Here is a 22,278-nt window from a genome sequence, read left to right on the forward strand (position 1 = left end):
AACGGGCTTTTCAGCCCGCTATATTTTGTCACTTTATTAATAACACAGGGTTGTGCGTTATGCTTTTTGTCTGGTCGCCATGCCCTGGTTGATACGCCGCCCATATACGCACCATGTAATGACAATACAGACCACGTAAAACACCAGAAATACTTTCAACGCGCCCAGGGGAGACCCCGTCCAGCTCAGTGACAAACCAAACGCCCGGGGAATAAAAAAGCCCCCGGCTGCGCCGATGGCAGAAATAAAGCCCAGTGCCGCCGCAGTATCGGTTCCTGCCCGGCGTGTTGCATCTTCTTCGGGCAACCCTTTATTCAGTGCATGTTGCATCACAACTCGGCGGAAAATGACTGAAATCATCTGGAATGTCGAACCACTGCCTAATCCGGCGGTAATAAATAAACACATGAATACCGCAAAAAATAACCAAAAGCTTCCGTGTGTATTTCCCCCAGGCAAAGCAAAGAAGACCAGCCCGGTAAATAATGCCATTGCAATGAAATTGACAGTCGTCACCTTAATGCCCCCCAGCTTATCCGATAAGCTTCCCCCTATCGGCCTGGCCAGTGCGCCAATCAATGGGCCAAAAAAGGCATAATGCATCACCGCAATATCCGGAAACTGCGTCTTCGTCAGCATGGCAAATCCGGCAGAAAAACCGATGAATGAACCGAATGTGGCCAAATACAGAATACTCAGGATCCACAAGTGGGGCTGTCTGAGTACCGGCAACTGTTCCACAATTGATGCTTTCGCACTGTGCAGGTCATTCATGCCAATCCAGGCCGCAATTGTCGCCAGCAGGATAAAGGGCACCCAAATCCAGGCGGCGTTTGCCAGCCAGAGGCTACCCCCATCCGCCAGCGGTGTGGCTTGAGTAAAGGAACCAAAAACCGCCACGGAGATAACCAAAGGCACCACCAGTTGCATCACGCTGACACCCAGGTTACCCAGCCCGCCATTTAACCCCAGAGCCTTACCTTGCTGGGCTTTCGGGTAGAAAAAGCTGATATTTGCCATGCTGGATGCAAAATTCCCCCCTGCCAGACCACACAACAGCGCGATGATGATAAAGGTTTGAAATGATGTCTCAGGATGCTGAACCGCATAGCCGAGCCACAGGCAGGGTATGGCAAGAATAAAGGTACTGATAGCCGTCCAGCGGCGCCCGCCGATAAGTGGTACAACAAAGGAATAAGGTACTCTCGCCAGAGCACCGGAAACCGAAGGTAGTGCGGTCAATAAAAACAACTGATCCGTCGTAAAGTGAAACCCGGCCCGGTTAAGATTGACGGCGACTGAAGAAAAAATCATCCAGACACAAAATGATAACAGTAAGCAGGGAATAGAAATCCACAAATTGCGGCGGGCTGTTCTTTCTCCCTGAGTTCGCCAGAATGTTTCATTTTCTGGCGCCCAGTTAGCTAAAACAGCCCCATTAGCTGACTTTTGAGTCTTAGGGGGGTTCGCTTGCATAAAGACATCCTCATAAATAGCGCATCACTTAAGCGCTTTTACGTTTATCCCGTAGCCTTTATGTTGATATGTATCAAAATCATGCCAGGCCCTGCCGGGAGCCTGCCCTGGCTCTACTCCCCATGGCTAACCACAACTTATCTTGTAACGTTATGATTTAAAACGATTATAATTTTTCAGCAGTTATCAACCTGATAGCCATTATGCCCCCTGACTTATTGGGAGTACTCATTTAGGAGTAGTCGACCAAAATACTCACTATTTGCGTCAGGCAGCAAAACGCCCTCTGCAGCGGTTATTTCAACCCAAGCCGTTTTGCCAGCCGGTGCAAGTTTGCCACATCCAGTGAAAGTGCACGGGCGGCTGCAGCCCAGTTATGCTGGTGACTATTGAGCGCCTGGCGAATAATATTGCGCTGAAAGTCATCAGTAGCCGCGCGCAACGGGCTGCATGCTAACAATGCAGGCCCGGATGGCTCACCGAATGCGACCGCATTGGCGGGCTGGGTACTTGTTAGTGAGAAATGGGCCGGCGTGAGCATCACTTCCGCGTCACCTCGGGTGGCCCGTGCAATGAGCACGGCCCGATAAATCGCATGTTCCAGTTCACGCACATTGCCAGGCCAGGTATGAGCGCTCAGTACAGCCAGGGAATCAGGGCTTAATGCGACAGACTGCAACCCAAATCGCCCACGGCACCGCTCACAAAAAAACCCCGCCAGTAAAGCGATATCCTCACCCCGTTCCCGCAATGGCGGTACCCGTACCGGGAACACACTAAGGCGATGAAATAAATCCGCCCTGAAACGCCCGGCCAGCACTTCCGCTTTTAAATCGCGGTTTGTAGCGGCGAGCACTCTCACATCCACCCGTGAGTTTTTGTCGTCCCCGACGCGCTGAATATCGCCATATTGCAATACCCGCAGCAATTTAGCCTGCAAAGATAATGACAGCTCACCAATCTCATCAAGAAATAATGTACCGTTATTGGCCCGCTCAAATTTCCCCTGTCGGTCACTGATCGCGCCAGTAAACGCACCTTTCACATGCCCAAAGAGTTCACTTTCCGCCACACTTTCCGGTAAAGCGGCACAATTTAAATACACCATGGGCTGGTGAGCCCGGTCAGACCCTTCATGGATAGCACGCGCCACCAACTCTTTGCCGGTACCGGTTTCGCCATTAATAAGCACCGTCAGATCAGATGCCGCCACCACACTGATTTCGTGACGTAACTGAGTAACAGGTACTGAAAGCCCCACTATCTCCGTACTCTCTTCTGTGGAAGACAAGGGAGGCAGTGCTGCCTCGTTACTGCTCAGGCTCTGGCTTTCCAGTTGCTTTATTAACAAGGCATTCTTAAGTGTGTTCGCCGCCAGTACCGCAATCAGCCACAGTTCATCGTTGCTGAGGTGGTCAAAGCACGCCGCATTCATACTGTCCAGCGTCAGCGCGCCCACCAGACGTTCATCATCAAACAGAGGCAACCCGACACAGGCGTGGACTTTTAATTGTTCCTGCCCAGGAATCAGTCCGTCATAAGGGTCGGGTAACCCGCTGTCAGCCGGAAAACGCACCACGTTCCCGGCCCGAGCTATGGCCTCAAGGCGCGGGTGGCTGGCAGGATCAAATCGCCTGCCCAGAACATCGGGCGAAAGACCATGAATCGCCAGTGGACGAAACTGGCGATGTTCATATAACAGCAACGCACAGGCATCGCAGACAAGAACACGCTGCAGCAGGTTAACCAGCCGCTGAAAGCGTACCTCACAGGTTCCCCCCTGGTTTAACTCCCCGGCAATATCCGCTAACTGGCGAATCTGAAGCGGCATAACAGTCTCCTGGCGTAGTCATTATGACAACTCATACTGTCATAATGACTTTTTAAATGATAGTCAAAAAGACTACCCCATTGAACACTGCAAACACAAAAATAAATAAAAACAATAAGTTAAAAATTGGCACAGGTATTGCTATTTATCTGGTCATAACAGACACACAATGATATTCACTGAGGGTTTTATGACTGTTCATGTAAAAAATAACATTTTTTGGGTTGGTCAACGGGACTGGGAAGTCCGTGATTTTCACGGCACGGAATACAACACCACCAAAGGCAGTAGTTATAACAGTTATCTGATTAAAGAAGAGAAAACCGTGCTGATTGACACGGTTGATCATAAATTCAGCCGGGAGTTTGTACGCAACCTCCAGACTGAGACAGACCTGCGTTCTCTGGATTACATCATTATTAACCATGCTGAAGAGGATCATGCTGGCGCACTCACTGAGCTGATGGCTCTGATCCCTGACACACCTGTCTACTGTACCGCTAATGCAATTGATTCTATTAATGGCCACCATCACCACCCGGAATGGCATTTCAACGTCGTCAAGACAGGCGATACGCTGGATATTGGCAATGGTAAGCAACTGGTGTTTGTTGAAACCCCGATGCTGCACTGGCCTGACAGTATGATGACTTACCTGACTGGCGATGGGGTGTTATTCAGTAATGATGCTTTCGGCCAGCACTACTGTGATGAACATTTGTTTAATGATGAGGTGGATCAAACTGAGCTGTTTGAACAATGCCTGCGTTATTTTGCCAATATCCTGGCGCCGTTCAGCCGCCTTGTTGCGCCTAAGGTAACAGAGTTGTTGGGATTTAACTTACCCGTCAACATGATAGCAACCTCACACGGCGTGATTTGGCGCGATAACCCGGCACAAATTATCGAACAGTATCTGCAATGGTCTGCCGATTTTCAGGAAGACCGCATTACGCTGTTTTATGACACCATGTCCAACAATACCCGCATGATGGCGGATGCCATTGCTCAGGGGATCCACGAAGCTGACCCGCGTGTAACCGTCAAAATTTATAATGTTGCCCGCCACGATAAGAATGAAATTCTGACCAGTTTATTTCGCTCCAAAGGCATCCTGGTAGGCTCCTCCACCATGAATAACGTCATGATGCCCAAAATCGCCGCAATGCTGGAAGAAATCACCGGGTTACGATTCAGAAACAAGAAAGCTTCCGCTTTTGGCAGTTATGGCTGGAACGGTGGCGCAGTGGATAGAATTCAGACCCGGTTGACAGATGCCGGTTTTGAAACTGCATTATCCTTAAAAATCAAATGGCGCCCTGATGACACTCTGCTGGAAACCTGCCGTGAACATGGGCGCAAACTTGCTCACTTATGGGCACTTTCCCCCCTACCGTCCAGGGAATCCGCCCCCCTGGACAGCGCGCTGACTCCACAGCAAACAGAAGAAAATAGCACCTGTATGCAATGCAGTGTTTGCCAGTGGATTTACAACCCCCGACTGGGTGAACCCGTGCAAGGCATTGCGCCAGGAACACCATGGGACCAGGTACCCGAAACCTTTCTCTGCCCGGAATGTGGGCTGGGGAAAGCCGTATTTGATGAGCTCTGTGTGGAGGCGTTATGAGTGACAATGTCGTCATTATTGGCTCCGGTTTTGCCGCCAGACAACTGGTCAAACACATTCGTAAGCTTGATGCTCATCTGCCGGTAACACTGATTGCCGGCGACAGTGCTGACGAATACAACAAACCCGAGTTAAGTCATGTTATTAGCCGTGGGCAACACGCCGATGATTTGACGCGCCAGACAGGTGCGGCATTTGCCCAGGCCTTTAACCTTACACTGCACGCCCACACCCAGGTGACAAGCCTCGATCCGCAACGAAAAACGGTGAGTGGTGGCGGGCAAACCTGGGCGTACAGTAAGCTGGTGCTGGCAACAGGCGCCAGGGCGCGAATCCTCCCGGTGCCTGGCGGTGAGGACATGATAACGCTGAATAGCCAGGCTGAATTCCGTCGTTACGCAACACGGCTCTTTGATGCCCGGCGCATATTGGTAGTCGGAGGAGGATTAATTGGTTGTGAGCTGGCAATGGATCTGTGCCGCGCCGGTAAGCAGGTGACCCTGGTTGATAAAGCACCGTCGATACTGCCTGCGTTACTGCCCGTTCACCTGAGCGCCCCGCTTCACTGTGCACTGACGAAAGCCGGAGTCACAGTGCTCACCGGGCAACAATTACACTGTATTGAGCCGCATGCCGACGGGCTTCGAATAAGCCTGGAAAAGGGGATTCAGTTTAGCGTTGACGACGTTATTTCCGCGACCGGGTTGCAGCCTGAAACAACACTCGCCAGGCAAGCGGGTTTAGCGGTTAATCAGGGCATTCAGGTCAATCAAAAATTGCAAACCAGCGACCCGGCTATTTTTGCTCTTGGCGACTGCGCGGAAATCAATGGGCAGTGCCTGCCCTACCTCCAGCCAGGCCAACTCAGCGCACTAACCCTGGCTCAAAACCTGACAGGTCAGGATGTGGCGCTTTCCCTGCCACCAGCGCTGGTGAAGGTAAAAACGCCGTTGTTACCATTACAGTTAGCCGGGCAGCCATTACGGGAAGATTTGCACTGGAAAATTGCTGTCACAACCAACGGGATGGCTGCACAAGGCTACGATAACGATGAAACCCTGTGTGCTTTTGTCGCCAGCGAGGAACGGATACCTGAATCCTTTGGCTGGTTACGTCAACTGGCTGGTGCATAAACCACGAGCGTTCACCACGCAATGCAAAAACGTTAAATATACTCAGTGGGCAGGGATTGGCCTGCTCCACTGGGTGAGCCCCTGACTGCGGATGCAGGGTACCGCACTGGGGTAAACATCGGACTTTTTACGCCCGCGCTTTTTTACCCCACGCCGCCATAATCCATTTGCCGCAAAGCTGACATTCCGCTAAAGTCCTGCCCCTTCTTCACTGGCATGGGGATAATGAGACATATGTTTATTGGTTTTGATTACGGTACAGCGAACTGCTCCGTGGCGGTGATGCGTGATGGCAAACCCACAATGTTAAAACTGGAAGGCGACAGCGCTTTATTGCCTTCTATGTTGAGTGCGCCAGCACGAGAAGCCGTCAGTGAATGGCTCTATCGCCACCAGAATGTGAGCTTTGAAGACGCAGAGTCTGCGGCTTTGTTACGCCGGGCTATCAGTGCCAACCGCTTAGAAGATATCGAAGTGACTGCGCAGAGTATTCAGTTCGGGCTGACATCACTGCGCCAGTATATAGAAGACCCGGAAGAAGTCTGGTTTGTCAAATCACCCAAGTCATTTCTTGGCGCAAATGGGTTAAAACCCCAACAAGTCGCGTTTTTTGAAGATCTGGTGTGCGCCATGATGTGCCATATACGCCAGCAGGCCGAAAGCCAGCTACAGGAAACGGTCAGCCAGGCCGTGATTGGACGCCCGATTAACTTCCAGGGGTTGGGTGGTGAAGAAGCCAACCAACAGGCTCAGGGTATTTTGGCCCGTGCAGCGGCGCGTGCTGGTTTCAGCGATGTTGAATTTCAGTTTGAGCCTGTTGCCGCCGGGCTCGATTATGAAGCCTCACTGAACCATGAACAGCGCGTGCTGGTCGTGGATATTGGTGGAGGTACCACCGACTGCTCTTTCCTGTTAATGGGCCCGCAATGGCACAACCAGTCTGCGCGTGAATCCAGCCTGATTGGGCACAGTGGGTGCCGCGTTGGGGGCAATGATCTGGATATCATGCTGGCATTTCGCCAGTTAATGCCCGCTTTGGGAATGGGTGGGCTCACCGAAAAAGGCATTGCGCTGCCCATTCTGCCCTGGTGGAATGCCGTTGCGATAAACGATGTTCCGGCACAAACAGAGTTCTACAGCAAAGAAACCGGGCGTCTGTTGCAGACCCTGATTCGTGATGCCCGCGAACCTGAACAGGTTACTCGCCTGTTGAAGGTGTGGCGCAACCGCCTGAGTTACCGCCTGGTGCGCAGCGCGGAAGAAGCAAAAATAGCCCTTTCCCAGACTGATGAAACCGGTACAACACTGGACTTCATCGCCAACTCGCTGTCTGTGGGCACCCATAAAACCGAACTGGAAAATGCGATAGAACAACCGCTGCAACGGATCCTTGAACAAGTCAACCTGGCGCTTAGCCAGGCTGATACGCAACCGGATGTGATATACCTGACTGGCGGCAGCGCACGCTCGCCCATTATTCGCCAGGCGCTGCAACAGGCACTGCCGGGCATTGCCATTGTGGGTGGCGATGACTTTGGCTCTGTGACAGCCGGCCTTGCCCGTTGGGCAGGGGTTATTTTCCGCTAAGTGCCCTGCCCCCGGCCCGGAGAAAGCTAATCCGCTCTCCGGGCCTGAAATACACTCACCGTTATGCATTTTGGGCTGCCAGCAATGCGTTTTGCGAGCCAGGCCGACTCTATTTTTGTGATATAAAACTGTGTTCCAGACTGTTCCATACAGTCTTCCATTTTTCCTTCATTTTTATAGGTTCCCGGCTCTTTAAACTAGTATGATTAACGCCCACTGGTTTTAAGGAAGAGACAACGATTTCATGAAGAGCGCGACAAAAACACGCTGGTATTTTGGTGCAGGACTAATTTTTGCCATTATTATTGCAGCCGTTTGGTACAACCGGCATGAAACAAATACCCATGGAGAGACCGGGGCTAAAACCAGCCAGTCACGCCCGGGGAGTAATGGGCGCCATGGCATGCGCCCTCTTGCCCCTGTACAGGCGGCAACCGCGCAAAGCAAGGCAGTTCCCCATTACCTGAGCGGCCTTGGAACCGTAACTGCCGCTAATACCGCAACAGTGCGCAGCCGGGTAAATGGGCAGTTAATTGCCATTTATTTTAAAGAAGGCCAGCAAGTGAAAGCGGGCGACCTGCTGGCAGAAATTGACCCGAGTGAATTTACCGTTGCACTGGAGCAGGCTGAAGGCCAACTGGCAAAAGACCAGGCAACGCTGGCAAATGCCCGGCGTGACCTGGCCCGTTACCAGCAACTGGCAAAAACCAGCCTGGTTTCCCGCCAGGAGCTGGATACCCAACAGGCACTGGTTGCAGAAAGCGCCGGTACGGTAAAAGCAGACCAGGCCGCGGTTGACAGCGCCCGGTTACAACTGAGCTGGAGCAAGATAACGGCCCCAATATCCGGGCGCGTTGGCCTGAAACAGGTGGATATCGGTAACCAAATTTCCACCAGCGATACCAGCGGCATTGTGGTTATCACCCAAACCCACCCCATTGATGTTATTTTCACGCTCCCGGAAAGCGATATTGCGCAAATTGTCGCCGCACAACATGCAGGTAAAACCCTTGAAGTGGATGTGTGGGATCGCACGAACACCCGAAAGATTGCCAGTGGCGAATTGCTGAGCCTTGATAACCAGATTGATGCCACGACAGGCACTATCAAACTCAAAGCCCGTTTTACTAACAGTGACGACGCCTTGTTTCCCAACCAGTTTGTCAACGCACGCATGCTGGTCGCTACTCAGCAAAATGCGGTTGTTATTCCGGTTGCCGCCCTGCAAATGGGCAATGAAGGCAATTTTGTATGGGTGCTGAACAGTGAGAATAAAGTCAGTAAACACCTGGTCACACCAGGGATTCAGGATAACCAGCAGGTGGTGATTACTGCCGGGCTTTCTGCCGGAGACCGGGTGGTAACAGATGGCATTGACCGGTTGACGGAGGGTGTCACAGTTGAAGTGGTCGCCCCGCAAACCACCACACAGGAAAACGCCACACAGGCTGAAACCAGAAAAGCGCACTCAGGCCAGCATAAAGGAGCGCGTTCCTGATGCAGGTATTACCACCCAGTACTACCGGAGGCCCTTCCCGGCAGTTTATTCTGCGCCCGGTCGCCACCACGCTGTTTATGGTAGCAATATTGCTGGCCGGGATAATTGGTTACCGTTTTCTGCCGGTTTCTGCGCTACCAGAAGTGGATTACCCCACTATTCAGGTGGTCACACTCTACCCGGGTGCCAGCCCGGATGTTGTGACATCGGCGATTACTGCGCCACTGGAGCGGCAATTTGGGCAAATGTCTGGCCTGAAACAGATGTCATCGCAAAGCGCCGGGGGCGCTTCAGTAGTGACATTGCAGTTCCAGTTAACGCTACCGCTTGATGTCGCGGAGCAGGAAGTTCAGGCCGCAATTAACGCCGCAACCAGCCTGCTGCCCAGCGACCTGCCCAACCCACCGGTTTACAATAAAGTTAACCCGGCAGACCCACCAATAATGACACTGGCGGTAACTTCTTCTGCCCTGCCCCTGACTCAGGTGCAGGATTTGGTGGAAACCCGTATTGCCCAAAAAATTGCTCAGATAAATGGCGTAGGTATGGTCGGGGTGTCTGGCGGGCAACGCCCGGCGGTGCGGGTTAAACTCAATGCCCAGGCGCTGGCCGGGCTGGGTATCAGCACAGAAACCGTGCGCAGCGCTATCAGCAATGCTAACGTGAATTCTGCCACTGGTAGTCTGGATGGCCCGGAGCGTGCAATTACTCTTTCCGCCAACGACCAGATGAAAACGGTACAGGAATACCGCGACCTGATTATTGCCTGGGTTAACGGGGCGGCCGTGCGCCTTGGCGATGTCGCCACCGTTGAACAGGGGCCAGAGAATGCCTGGCTGGGCGCATGGTCAAACCATGAACCGGCTATTGTCATGAATGTTCAGCGCCAGCCCGGTGCCAATATTATTGAAACCGCCGACAGTATTCGCGCACTGCTGCCCGGCCTGAAAGAAAGCCTGCCTAAATCTGTTCACCTCGCGCTGATAGCCGACCGTACCAATAATATTCGGGCTTCAGTTGAGGATACCCAGTCGGAGCTGATGCTGGCAATTGCGCTGGTTGTCATGATTATCTACCTGTTTTTGCGCAATGTTCCGGCCACCATTATTCCTGCAGTAGCCGTACCACTTTCCCTCGTGGGGACTTTCGCGGTCATGGTGTTTCTCGATTTCTCCATCAACAACCTGACACTGATGGCACTGACCATCGCTACCGGGTTTGTGGTGGATGACGCAATCGTGGTGATTGAAAACATTTCCCGGTATATCGAGAAAGGCGAAAAGCCACTGGCTGCGGCACTGAAAGGCGCCGGGGAGATAGGCTTTACCATTATCTCTCTCACTGTGTCATTGATTGCGGTACTCATTCCATTACTGTTCATGGGCGACATCGTTGGGCGGTTATTTCGGGAATTCGCCATCACCCTCGCAGTGGCAATTTTAATTTCGGCGGTGGTTTCACTGACCTTAACGCCGATGATGTGCGCCCGAATGCTCAGCCATGAATCCCTGCGTAAACAAAACCGTTTTTCGCTGGCCTGCGAGCGTTTTTTTGAATGGGTTATTGCCGGTTATGGCCGTGGTCTTAACCGGGTGTTACAACACCCCTGGCTCACATTGGGTGTGGCATTTGGTACCCTGGCGCTGACCATTTTACTGTGGATCCTGATACCTAAAGGATTCTTCCCGGTGCAGGATAACGGTATTATCCAGGGTACCTTGCAGGCCCCACAGTCGTCTTCTTTTGCCAGTATGTCGCAGCGCCAGGCACAGGTGGCAGACCTGTTGTTGAAAGACCCGGATGTGGCGAGCATGACCAGTTTTATCGGGGTGGATGGCACCAACCCGGCGCTGAACAGCGCACGCATTCAGATAAACCTGAAGCCGCTCAGTGAGCGTGATGACAGAGTTTCAGAAGTGATTCAGCGCCTGCAGAATAAAGTAGCAACACTGCCTGGTGTCACGCTGTACCTGCAACCGGTACAAGACCTGACCATTGATACCACCGTCAGCCGCACGCAATACCAGTTTACCCTGCAGGCCAACACGCTGGATGCGCTGAGCACCTGGGTGCCCAGGCTGATGGCTAAACTCAAGACACTGCCTGAACTGGCCGATGTCAGCAGTGACTGGCAGGATCAGGGCTTACAGGCCATGGTGAAAGTGGATCGCGACAGCGCAAGCCGCCTGGGTATCTCGATGGCAGATGTAGACAATGCACTGTACAACGCCTTCGGCCAGCGCCTGATATCCACTATTTATACCCAGTCGAACCAGTATCGTGTTGTGCTTGAACATGATACCCACAACACACCAGGCCTGGATGCGCTCAACGGTATCCGCCTGGAGAGCAGTAATGGCGGAATGGTGCCGCTGAGCGCCATTGCTCAGGTTGAGCAACGTCATATGCCGCTGACCATTAACCACCTGGATCAGTTTCCTTCCACCACTATCTCTTTTAATGTGGCAAAAGGCTCCTCATTAGGTGAAGCCGTGGATGCCATACAGGCCGCGGAAAAAGGGATGGATTTCCCGGCGGACATTATGACTGCATTCCAGGGCAGTACACTGGCGTTCCAGGCGGCACTGAGCAGCACGGTGTGGCTGATTATTGCCGCCATTGCCGCAATGTATATTGTGCTGGGTATTTTGTACGAAAGCTTTATTCACCCAATAACGATACTGTCCACTCTGCCTACCGCCGGGTTGGGCGCTTTGCTGGCGTTTCTGGTTTCAGGTTATGAACTGGATGTCATTGCGATAATCGGCATCATTTTGCTGATTGGTATCGTGAAGAAGAACGCCATCATGATGATAGACTTCGCCCTGGCGGCGGAGCGTGAGCAAGGCATGGCTCCACGCGAGGCTATTTACCAGGCCTGCCTGTTGCGTTTTCGCCCTATTCTGATGACCACGCTCGCTGCACTGCTTGGCGCGCTACCGCTGATGCTCAGTACCGGCGTAGGTGCAGAACTGCGCCGCCCGCTGGGAATAGGTATGGTGGGTGGTTTGCTGGTCAGCCAGGTGCTGACCCTGTTTACCACCCCGGTTATCTATTTGCTGTTCGACCGCCTTTCTCACTGGCTGCGTAGCCGTTTGCCGCGCCACGAGGAGGCCTGAGTGCGCTTTTTTGCTCTGTTTATCTACCGCCCTGTTGCCACCATTCTGATTTCGGTGGCAATAACGCTGTGTGGGGTTCTCGGGTTTCGGTTGTTGCCCGTCGCCCCTCTGCCACAGGTGGATTTCCCGGTCATTATGGTGAGTGCATCACTGCCGGGCGCATCACCAGAAACCATGGCATCGTCGGTAGCCACACCACTGGAACGCTCATTAGGCCGGATAGCCGGCATCAACGAAATGACGTCCACCAGCTCTCTGGGTAGCACCCGAATCATCCTGCAATTTGAACTCAACCGGGATATTAACGGTGCGGCACGGGATGTACAGGCAGCGATTAATGCCGCTCAAAGCCTGCTGCCAACCGGCATGCCTTCACGGCCAACTTACCGCAAAGCTAACCCGTCAGATATGCCCATTATGATTCTGACGCTGACGTCCGACACGTTGTCGCAAGGGGAGTTATATGATTTTGCTTCCACACAACTGGCGCAAAATATTGCCCAGACAGATGGCGTTGGCGATGTAGATGTGGGCGGCAGCTCACTGCCTGCGGTGCGGGTGGATTTAAACCCGCAGGCACTGTTTAACCAGGGGGTTTCACTGGATGCCGTGCGTAAAGCTATCAGTAACGCCAATGTGCGCAAACCTCAGGGCGCAATTGAAGACAACACCCATCGTTGGCAGTTACAAACCAATGATGAACTGAAAACTGCCGCTGAATATCGCCCGCTGATTATTCATTACAACAATGGCGCAGCTGTGCGGTTAGGTGATGTGGCAAATGTGACTGACTCCGTGCAGGATGTACGCAATGCCGGGATGACCAACGCTCAGCCCGCTATATTGCTGATGATTCGTAAACTGCCTGAAGCCAATATTATTCAGACGGTTGACCGAATTCGCGCCCGCCTGCCTGAACTGGAGCAAACCATTCCTGCGGCGATTAAGGTTCATATAGCCCAGGATTCCTCTCCCACGATTCGTGCTTCACTTGCCGAAGTGGAGCAGGCGCTGTGTATCTCGGTAGCGCTGGTTATCCTGGTGGTATTCCTGTTCCTGCGCTCCGGCCCGGCAACATTAATTCCTGCTGTGGCGGTGCCTGTCTCCCTGATAGGCACCTTTGCGGCGATGTACTTGTGCGGTTTTAGCCTGAACAACCTCTCGCTGATGGCGCTTACCATTGCGACCGGGTTTGTGGTGGATGATGCCATTGTGGTGCTGGAAAATATTTCCCGGCACCTGGAGGCTGGGGTTAAACCGTTACAGGCTGCGTTGCAGGGCGCTCGTGAAGTGGGTTTCACCGTGCTTTCCATGAGTGTCTCGCTGGTCGCTGTGTTCCTGCCATTATTACTGATGGGCGGGTTGCCCGGCCGGTTATTCCGTGAATTCGCCGTCACACTTTCGGTGTCTATTGCGATTTCGATGGTCGTTTCCCTGACACTCACCCCCATGATGTGCGGGTGGCTGCTTAAAAACCCTAAACCGGGTGCCAAACAGCAAGGTGCCGGGCGCCTGATGCTGGCTGTGCAGGGTGGATACGCCCGCTCGCTCGCGGTGGCACTGAAATACAAACGCCTGGTGGGTATTGTGCTGCTGGCAACTATTGGGCTCAATATCTGGCTGTATATCGCCGTGCCCAAAACCCTGATGCCGGAACAGGATACCGGGAGAATAATGGGGAATATTCGCGCCGACCAGAGCATTTCGTTCCAGGCAATGCGCGGCAAACTGCAGGACTTTATGAAAATCATCCGTGAAGACCCGGCTGTGGATAATGTGACCGGTTTTACCGGGGGTTCCCGGGTTAACAGCGGTATGATGTTTATCTCGCTCAAGCCACGCAGTGAACGCAAAGAAACCGCGCAACAGGTGATTGACCGCCTGCGGGTAAAACTGGCGAAAGAGCCAGGGGCCACGCTGTTTTTGATGGCAATGCAGGATTTAAGAGTCGGTGGGCGCCAGGCAAATGCCAGCTACCAGTATACGCTTTTGTCAGATGACCTCAGCGCCCTGCGCACCTGGGAGCCGAAGATTCGCCAGGCACTGGCCGCCCTGCCAGAACTCACGGATGTCAATTCAGACCAACAGGATAAAGGTTCAGAGCTGGCGCTAACCTATGACCGGGCAACGTTATCGCGGCTGGGGATAGACGTGGCGGATGCCAATAACCTGCTTAACGATGCCTTCGGGCAACGCCAGATTTCAACCATCTACCAGCCGATGAACCAGTACAAAGTGGTGATGGAGGTTGATCCTCGCTATACCCAGGATGCAAGTTCACTGGATAAAATGTTTATTATCAACAGCGAAGGCAAGCCGATTCCACTGTCCTGGTTCGCCAAATGGTTGCCTGCCAATGCACCGTTGTCGGTAAATCACCAGGGGCTTTCAGCTGCTTCAACCATCGCCTTTAACCTGCCCGATGGCGTATCGTTATCACAAGCCAGCGATGCCATTGAACGTACCATGACAGCACTGGGTGTACCGTCCAGTGTGCGCGGCACCTGGGCAGGGACGGCGCAAATATTCCAGCAAACAATGAACTCCCAGCTCATTTTGATTCTGGCCGCAATTGCCACTGTCTATATTGTGCTGGGTATGTTGTATGAAAGTTATATCCACCCACTCACGATTCTTTCTACGCTACCTTCCGCCGGAGTCGGCGCATTGCTGGCTCTGGAGATGTTCAGCACGCCTTTCAGCCTGATTGCGTTAATTGGCATTATGTTACTGATTGGTATCGTCAAGAAGAACGCCATTATGTTGGTTGATTTTGCCCTTGAAGCCATGCGTAACAGCGATATTTCCGCGCAGGAGGCTATTTTCCAGGCCTGCCTGCTGCGTTTCAGGCCGATTATGATGACCACACTGGCATCTATTTTGGGTGCACTGCCTCTGGTGCTGGCAACCGGTGATGGTGCTGAATTACGCCAGCCGTTGGGGATGACCATTGTCGGTGGTCTGGTAGTCAGCCAGCTATTAACACTGTATACCACCCCGGTGGTGTTTTTGTTTTTTGACCGTTTGCGGCCTGGTAGCCGGGCACGAGAAGACCGACATGTACAACTGGCTGGTGAGTAACTCTGGCCTTTTCACCCGCACGGCGTGTAACGCCGTAGCGGATTAAGACTTAACTGGAGCCCTGTATGAAGTTCTGGCGCCTGGGTATTACTGGCAAATTATTTATTGCGATTCTGTCCACCTGCATTCTGTTGCTTATCACAATGCACTGGGCAGTACGTGTCAGCTTTGAACGGGGTTTTATTGATTATATTAAGCACGGTAACCAACAGCGGCTGGTACTGCTGAGAGACACCCTGGCGGAACAGTATGCCATTCACGGAAACTGGCGCTTCCTGCGCCACAATGACAGGTTTATGTTCCAGCTTTTGCGCTCCTTCGACCGCGATCTGAGCGGTGCGCCACTGCCCCCTCCGCGCCCCGGTGAACGGAATATGGAGCAATATACGCCTGCTTTGGAAGCCAGAAATGGCAACGAGGATGCCATGCCCGATGGCGGCGGGCCTGGCAACATGAACATGGATCATGGGCAACCGGATCCTTTCGCACCCAACAGCGAACCACCCCAGGTGGACGATGGCGTTCACCGTGAACCGGGGCCAGGAATGGATCCGCTCCATGGCTGGCATACACAATTTTGGGTACTGGACCAAAAAAGCCGCCTGCTGGTTGGCCCTCCCTTCCCTATTCCACCCGATAGCAACCGGGAGCCAATTAAATTCAACGATACCACTGTTGGCTGGGTGGTGGCGTCCCCCATTGAACGCCTGACCCGAACCACAGATATCAGCTTTGACCGCCAGCAACGACGTACCAGCTGGTTGATAGTCGCACTGGCAACATTAATGGCTGCCGGAGCGACATTCCCGCTGGCCCGTGGTTTACTGGCACCGGTCAAACGCCTGGTGGAAGGAACACACAAGTTAGCAGCAGGTGATTTCAGTACCCGGGTGGAACGAAGCAGCAACGATGAACTGGGCAGGCTTGCCAGTGACTTTAACCAACTGGCCAGCACCCTTGAGAAAAACCAGCAAATGCGCCAGGCCTTTATGGCTGATATTTCCCACGAACTACGCACACCACTGGCGGTATTACGTGGCGAACTGGAAGCGATTCAGGATGGTGTGCGGAAATTTACCCCGGAATCAGTGGCTTCTCTGCAGGCCGAAGTGGCTACGCTGACCAAACTGGTTAATGACCTGCACCAGCTATCCATGTCGGATCAGGGGGCACTTGCTTACCAGCGCCGTCATATAGAAGTGATCTCTCTGGTGGAGACGGCCACAGCTGCATTTCGCGAGCGCTTTAACAGCCATGGGTTGAGCATCAGCCTGAGTTTACCAGACAGCGCCACATTGTTTGGCGACCCGGATCGTTTGATGCAATTATTCAACAACCTGTTGGAAAACAGCCTGCGCTATACTGACAGCGGTGGCAGGTTGACCATTACTGGCCGCATCCAGAATGGCGCACTTCACCTGCAATTCGCAGACAGTGGCCCGGGGGTAACCGATGAACAGCTTGCACAATTATTTGAGCGGTTCTACCGTGCTGAAGGTTCGCGTAACCGGGCCAGTGGCGGTTCGGGTTTAGGTTTGTCTATTTGCCAGAATATTGTGGAAGCCCATGGTGGTAAAATTTCCGCCGGGCACGCCGCTGCCGGGGGCATCAGTATTGATGTCACCTTACCTTTAGAAAATGAAACACAGAGAAGCGTATGAGCGAATTCCCGATTGATGAAAATGCACCACAGATCCTGATTGTGGAAGATGAGCCGAAACTGGGTCAGTTGCTTATCGATTATCTGCGGGCAGCCAGTTATGCTCCAGTTTTGGTTAACCATGGGGATCTGGTTGTGTCTTATGTGCGCCAGACTCCACCGGACCTTATTCTGCTGGATCTGATGTTACCGGGTACTGATGGCCTGACTATTTGCAAAGAGATCCGCCGGTTTTCCGATGTGCCCATTATTATGGTTACCGCGAAAATTGAAGAGATAGACCGCCTGTTGGGGCTGGAAATTGGCGCGGATGATTATATCTGTAAGCCCTACAGCCCACGGGAGGTTGTCGCCCGGGTAAAAACTATTCTGCGCCGTTGCCAGCCCAAAGCGTTTCACAGCGACACAGATAACGGCCCATCACTGAAAATCGATGAAAGCCGTTTCCAGGCCAGCTGGAATAACAAAGCGCTGGATCTCACCCCGGCTGAGTTTCGGCTGCTAAAAACCCTTGCCCATGAACCGGGCAAAGTCTTTTCCCGTGAACAGTTGCTGAACCATCTTTATGATGATTACCGGGTGGTCACGGACCGTACTATAGACAGCCATATCAAAAACCTGCGCCGCAAGCTGGAAGCACTGGATGAAGAACAGCCATTTATTCGTGCTGTTTACGGTGTAGGCTACCGCTGGGAAGCCTACCCCTGCCAGTTTCTGTAACCCCGCCGGGCGTACTGACGCCCGGGTTTATTTCCCCTGCCGCAAGCGCTACAATGCCCGCCCTGAAAGTGTGGCATTACGCCGCATACCTGCCGTTTCACCTGGTGAAACGGTTCTGACCTGACATCAGAAAGAGCCCAATATGTTTAAACCGGAATTACTCTCTCCGGCGGGAACGCTGAAAAATATGCGTTACGCCTTCGCTTATGGCGCAGATGCCGTTTATGCGGGACAGCCTCGTTACAGCCTGCGGGTGCGTAACAACGAATTCAACCACGAAAACCTTGCCCTGGGTATAAATGAAGCCCACGCACTGGGGAAAAAGTTTTATGTCGTGGTAAATATTGCCCCTCATAACGCCAAACTGAAAACCTTTATTCGCGACCTGAAACCCGTTGTGGATATGGGCCCGGATGCGCTCATCATGTCTGATCCTGGTTTAATCATGATGGTTCGTGAAGCCTTCCCGGAAATGGCTATTCACCTTTCCGTACAGGCGAACGCGGTGAACTGGGCAACGGTAAAATTTTGGAAACAGATGGGGCTGACCCGGGCCATTCTTTCCCGCGAGCTTTCTTTAGAAGAGATTGCTGAAATTCGTGAACAGGTTCCGGAAATGGAACTGGAAGTATTCGTACACGGTGCATTATGCATGGCTTATTCAGGCCGCTGCCTGCTTTCCGGTTATATCAACAAGCGCGACCCGAATCAGGGCACCTGCACTAATGCCTGCCGTTGGGAATACAAAGTTCAGGAAGGCAAAGAAGACGATATCGGCAATATCGTACATGTGCATGAACCCATTCCGGTACAGAATGTTGAACCTACTCTGGGTGCTGGCGCGCCAACCGACAAAGTATTCATGATTGAAGAGAGCCAGCGCCCGGGTGAATATATGACGGCGTTCGAAGACGAACACGGCACCTATATTATGAACTCCAAAGATTTGCGCGCCATTCAACATGTTGAGCGCTTAACCCAGTTAGGTGTGCATTCGCTGAAAATTGAAGGGCGCACCAAATCGTTTTACTACTGCGCCCGTACCGCTCAGGTGTACCGCCGCGCCATTGATGATGCCGCAGCAGGGAAACCTTTCGACCCGTCGTTACTGGAAACACTGGAAGGCCTGGCACACCGTGGCTATACCGAAGGTTTTCTGCGCCGCCATACCCATGACAGCTACCAGAACTATGAATACGGGTATTCGGTTTCCGACCGCCAGCAGTTTGTCGGGGAATTCACCGGCGAGCGTAACGGCGAGCTTGCTGCAGTAGCGGTAAAAAATAAATTCAGTAAAGGCGACAGCCTGGAGTTAATGACCCCGCAAGGCAACATCAGCTTCACGCTGGAACATATGGAAAACGGCAAAGGCCAGCCAATGGACGTGGCGCCGGGTGATGGCTACACAGTCTGGCTGCCCGTTCCTGCGGACCTGGCGCTGGAATATGGCCTGTTGATGCGCAACCTGGCGGGGCAAACCACCCGTAATCCACACGCAAAGTAACAACCAACGGCTGTTTATGGTTACCAGCGAGCTAACCTTAGAACTGGATCACATACGTGACGGTTTAATATGGATATTATTAGCACGCTGAAAAACATAACCCATAAATGCTAGTTGTACCAGGAACCACCTCCTTAGCCTGTGTAATCTCCCTTACGCAGGCTTATTTTTTTGTGTATTTCACTTAACGCCCAGATTGCTGGTACCAGGCTTTTTGTGTATAGCGTGGTGTCTCTTTGCATTTCCTGCCCTGCCCAGCCAGGTAATGTTTCTGTCTGTTTTAAATATCAGCTGGCAATTCTGAATAGTGTTTAACGATCGATAATATGCCCTACATCTCACACCATACCAGGGATACATCGTTAAATGCGCAACTAAAATAAAATCAACCAGTTCTCTATTTAATATACTCTCTCATACTCTGGTTGAATGATCATGATATTAATTATCATTACATGTGATATTGCAATAAAAAAGATAGTGCATTCATAATTATTCAATCTTAATGTGAGATTAATACTGAAAGAATAAATTATTTTGCATAACAGCTTTTATATATTAGTAATGTGTGATGTTTAATCATTGTAAAAAGGAAAACTGATATATGCATCTGGAACTACACAGTATCGAAAGAGTGGGATGGTTAAGAGCTGCCGTATTAGGTGCAAATGATGGTATCGTCTCGACAGCGAGTCTTGTCCTTGGTATTGCCTCGGCAGGCAGCTCATCATCCGGTATTTTACTGGCAGGGATTGCCGGGCTTGTTGCCGGTGCCATGTCGATGGCGACAGGAGAATATGTCTCAGTTTCATCTCAGACAGACACGGAAAACGCCGCTCTCGCGCAGGAAAAGAAGGAGTTGATGGCTGACTATGAAGGCGAGGTTAATGAACTCACTTCTCTATATATACAGCGTGGTGTTGAGCCAGACCTGGCTCACAAGGTTGCATTACAACTTATGGAAAAGGATGCGCTGGACGCTCATTCCCGTGAAGAATTGGGAATTACAGAAACCAATGCGGCACAACCACTCCAGGCTGCAATTTTTTCAGCCGGAAGTTTTTCCGCAGGCGCAGTATTGCCTTTAATTGTTGCATGGTTAGCCCCCCCGGCACTGGTTTTTCCATTTGTCATTCTTTCCACTCTCGTTTCACTGACTTTCCTTGGATATATTTCATCCGTTGTGGGTAAGGCATCACCACTGAAAGCCATGCTCAGAATCACCTTCTGGAGCGCAATGGCAATGGCTTTATCTATGGGAGCGGGGGCACTCGCGGGGCAGGTTCTGGCTTAGATATTGTTTCATCTGCAGAAGATGCCTCGAGGTATGCGTATTGTCTGATAGAAAACGAATTAATAATGCGGATTTTTTAACAGAGCAGGCAGCATACAGGAGGATAAAAGTGTCCCCTGAGAGTAATTGGTAACTTTTTAAACCGACCATCAGGCATCTTCATGCCGCTGTTTAGCAAACGGGTTACACCTGGTTATATTAAGTTGAAATACTTTTTTTCTTGCATTCTTAGACAGTGCATTTTTTTAAAAAAAAGCAGTTTGTTAAGCTATCGTTTAACTTTGTCACCTGTTATTTGTTGCGAATGATCTGATGGGCGAGTAGTTTATTCTGGCATGAACAATTCGTGCTTTTTAACAGGAGACACCTTCTCCATCCTCTAACTGATAATCTTATTGTTTTCTATTTTTCTGAATGTGATCAGGTAGAACAGCTTTCTGAGTATTTCAAACGCAGTATTCAGTCATAGACGGCCGAAGAGTAAATTTTTTAACAGTCTGGGAAGTATCTCCCCGTTAGGGTAGTCCATATTACAGATACTTACATTTTGTAATGTGCGGTGTGTTAATCTATTAATCAAAGTGATAGCAAAAAATGAGTAAATTATTGATAACGGGTTGTACCGGGTTTCTTGGTGGTTGTGTTTTAAGTTATGCACTAAAAAAATATAATATTAAGGATATTTTAATATTATCCAGAACAGCAGGAGACTACCAGGCATTAACACGAGTACAAGATAACCTCGCTCGTTTTGGGCTTTCTCCCGAAATAACTGGCCAACTCACTGATAGCAATATTATTGAAGGCGATTTAGCACAGCCCGAACTGTTTCTGAATAACCCGTGTTTGAATGAAGTCACTCATGTGATTAACTGTGCTGCAGTTGCATCATTTGGTAAGAACCCAATGATTTGGAAAGTAAATGTAGAAGGTACATTTGCTTTTGCAAAAAGAATGTCAGAAGTACCCTCGTTGCAGCGTTTTGTGCATGTTGGCACCGCCATGTCCTGCTTACCAGAACCGGGCCACAACATTAAAGAATCACTCATCACAACCGATGATTCGGAGCATATTGTTGATTATACTCGTGCCAAAGCAGCAATTGAGCGAAAAATGCACGAAGAGTTGCCAGGGCTCCCGTTAGTTATTGCCCGCCCGTCAATTATTGTTGGTCATTCAGAGTTAGGCTGTAAGCCTTCGAGCAGTATTTTTTGGGTGTTTAAAATGGCACTGACTCTGGGTAAATTTATGTGTAATTTGCAGGATAAAATTGATGTAGTACCCGTTGATTTTTGTGCCGAAGCCTTACTGACATTAACAGAAAGTGAAAATGTAAAAAACGGTGTATACCATGTTTCTGCAGGGCCAGAATACAGTGTAAATTTTGCTGAAATAGACGAGGCAATGGCCCAGGCTGGGGGAACAAAACCGGTAGCAGACAGTTATAGTATGGTGGATATGGGGTATTTTATGGGGATTCGTAAATCCTTCCCAACACTTTTTGGCGAGTGCAATGAGCGAATTATACTCAGAGCAATTAATCTTTATGGCCAGTTCTCCCGCCTGAATGTCACTTTTGACAATACTCAACTGCTCCACCTGGGTGTTTCCGCTCCCCGGAAGTTTACATCCTACATAGATAAGTGTGTGGATTCGACTCGTGGGCAAAGCGTAACGGAAATGATGGCCTGCGATTTTAAATAACCGTACCTGGCTACCCGGCAACAGGCTACCTGCCTCTTAAGAGA

General features: G+C 51.3%; 13 protein-coding genes. 11 read left to right on the forward strand and 2 right to left on the reverse strand.

Annotated features, from left to right (window positions below; all coding sequences use genetic code 11):
* Nucleotides 1-57 precede the first annotated feature (57 nt).
* Both A9B99_RS04000 and norR read right to left on the reverse strand, forming a co-directional pair.
* The gene (locus tag A9B99_RS04000) at nucleotides 58-1,476 is read right to left on the reverse strand and encodes a NarK family nitrate/nitrite MFS transporter (RefSeq protein WP_064594835.1); all 1,419 of its coding nucleotides are present in this window, start codon (nucleotides 1,474-1,476) and stop codon (nucleotides 58-60) included.
* 295 nt (nucleotides 1,477-1,771) lie between these two features.
* Nucleotides 1,772-3,307 (reverse strand): nitric oxide reductase transcriptional regulator NorR, encoded by a 1,536-nt coding sequence (gene norR / locus A9B99_RS04005; protein ID WP_064594836.1) that lies wholly within the window; start codon nucleotides 3,305-3,307, stop codon nucleotides 1,772-1,774.
* A 190-nt stretch (nucleotides 3,308-3,497) separates the two neighbouring features.
* On the opposite strand from norR, the gene norV reads away from it, so the two are divergent.
* The 11 genes from norV (at nucleotide 3,498) to A9B99_RS04060 (ending at nucleotide 22,234) form a co-directional block, all read left to right on the forward strand.
* Nucleotides 3,498-4,934, forward strand: coding sequence for an anaerobic nitric oxide reductase flavorubredoxin (gene norV, locus A9B99_RS04010; protein WP_064595526.1), 1,437 nt, complete (start codon nucleotides 3,498-3,500; stop codon nucleotides 4,932-4,934).
* Entirely contained in the window at nucleotides 4,931-6,067 is a 1,137-nt protein-coding gene (norW, locus tag A9B99_RS04015) for an NADH:flavorubredoxin reductase NorW (protein ID WP_064594837.1), read from the forward strand. Before norV ends, norW begins: the two co-directional genes overlap by 4 nt.
* Nucleotides 6,068-6,301: 234 nt before the next feature.
* Nucleotides 6,302-7,654 (forward strand): molecular chaperone, encoded by a 1,353-nt coding sequence (gene yegD, locus A9B99_RS04020; RefSeq protein ID WP_064594840.1) that lies wholly within the window; start codon nucleotides 6,302-6,304, stop codon nucleotides 7,652-7,654.
* Nucleotides 7,655-7,898: 244 nt separating this feature from the next.
* The gene (locus A9B99_RS04025) at nucleotides 7,899-9,152 is read left to right on the forward strand and encodes an MdtA/MuxA family multidrug efflux RND transporter periplasmic adaptor subunit (protein ID WP_064594842.1); all 1,254 of its coding nucleotides are present in this window, start codon (nucleotides 7,899-7,901) and stop codon (nucleotides 9,150-9,152) included.
* Nucleotides 9,152-12,271 (forward strand): MdtB/MuxB family multidrug efflux RND transporter permease subunit, encoded by a 3,120-nt coding sequence (locus A9B99_RS04030; protein WP_064594843.1) that lies wholly within the window; start codon nucleotides 9,152-9,154, stop codon nucleotides 12,269-12,271. The genes A9B99_RS04025 and A9B99_RS04030 overlap by 1 nt, the downstream gene beginning before the upstream one ends.
* Entirely contained in the window at nucleotides 12,272-15,352 is a 3,081-nt protein-coding gene (mdtC, locus tag A9B99_RS04035; RefSeq protein WP_064594845.1) for a multidrug efflux RND transporter permease subunit MdtC, read from the forward strand. It begins immediately after the preceding gene.
* A gap of 65 nt (nucleotides 15,353-15,417) precedes the next feature.
* Nucleotides 15,418-17,013: an envelope stress sensor histidine kinase BaeS gene (gene baeS / locus A9B99_RS04040; RefSeq protein ID WP_064594846.1), complete on the forward strand. Its 1,596-nt coding sequence runs from the start codon at nucleotides 15,418-15,420 to the stop codon at nucleotides 17,011-17,013.
* A complete protein-coding gene (gene baeR / locus A9B99_RS04045) occupies nucleotides 17,010-17,732 on the forward strand; it encodes an envelope stress response regulator BaeR (RefSeq protein ID WP_064594848.1) in 723 nt (240 codons plus the stop codon). The genes baeS and baeR overlap by 4 nt, the downstream gene beginning before the upstream one ends.
* 142 nt (nucleotides 17,733-17,874) lie before the next feature.
* A complete protein-coding gene (gene trhP, locus A9B99_RS04050; protein ID WP_064594850.1) occupies nucleotides 17,875-19,236 on the forward strand; it encodes a prephenate-dependent tRNA uridine(34) hydroxylase TrhP in 1,362 nt (453 codons plus the stop codon).
* Between the two features lie 604 nt (nucleotides 19,237-19,840).
* Nucleotides 19,841-20,530, forward strand: coding sequence for a VIT1/CCC1 transporter family protein (locus A9B99_RS04055; protein WP_064594851.1), 690 nt, complete (start codon nucleotides 19,841-19,843; stop codon nucleotides 20,528-20,530).
* A gap of 594 nt (nucleotides 20,531-21,124) precedes the next feature.
* Nucleotides 21,125-22,234, forward strand: a complete 1,110-nt coding sequence (locus A9B99_RS04060; protein ID WP_064594853.1) for an SDR family oxidoreductase — start codon at nucleotides 21,125-21,127, stop codon at nucleotides 22,232-22,234.
* Nucleotides 22,235-22,278: the final 44 nt, after the last annotated feature.

Source organism: Mangrovibacter phragmitis (genome assembly GCF_001655675.1).
GTDB classification, from domain to species: Bacteria; Pseudomonadota; Gammaproteobacteria; order Enterobacterales; family Enterobacteriaceae; genus Mangrovibacter; species Mangrovibacter phragmitis.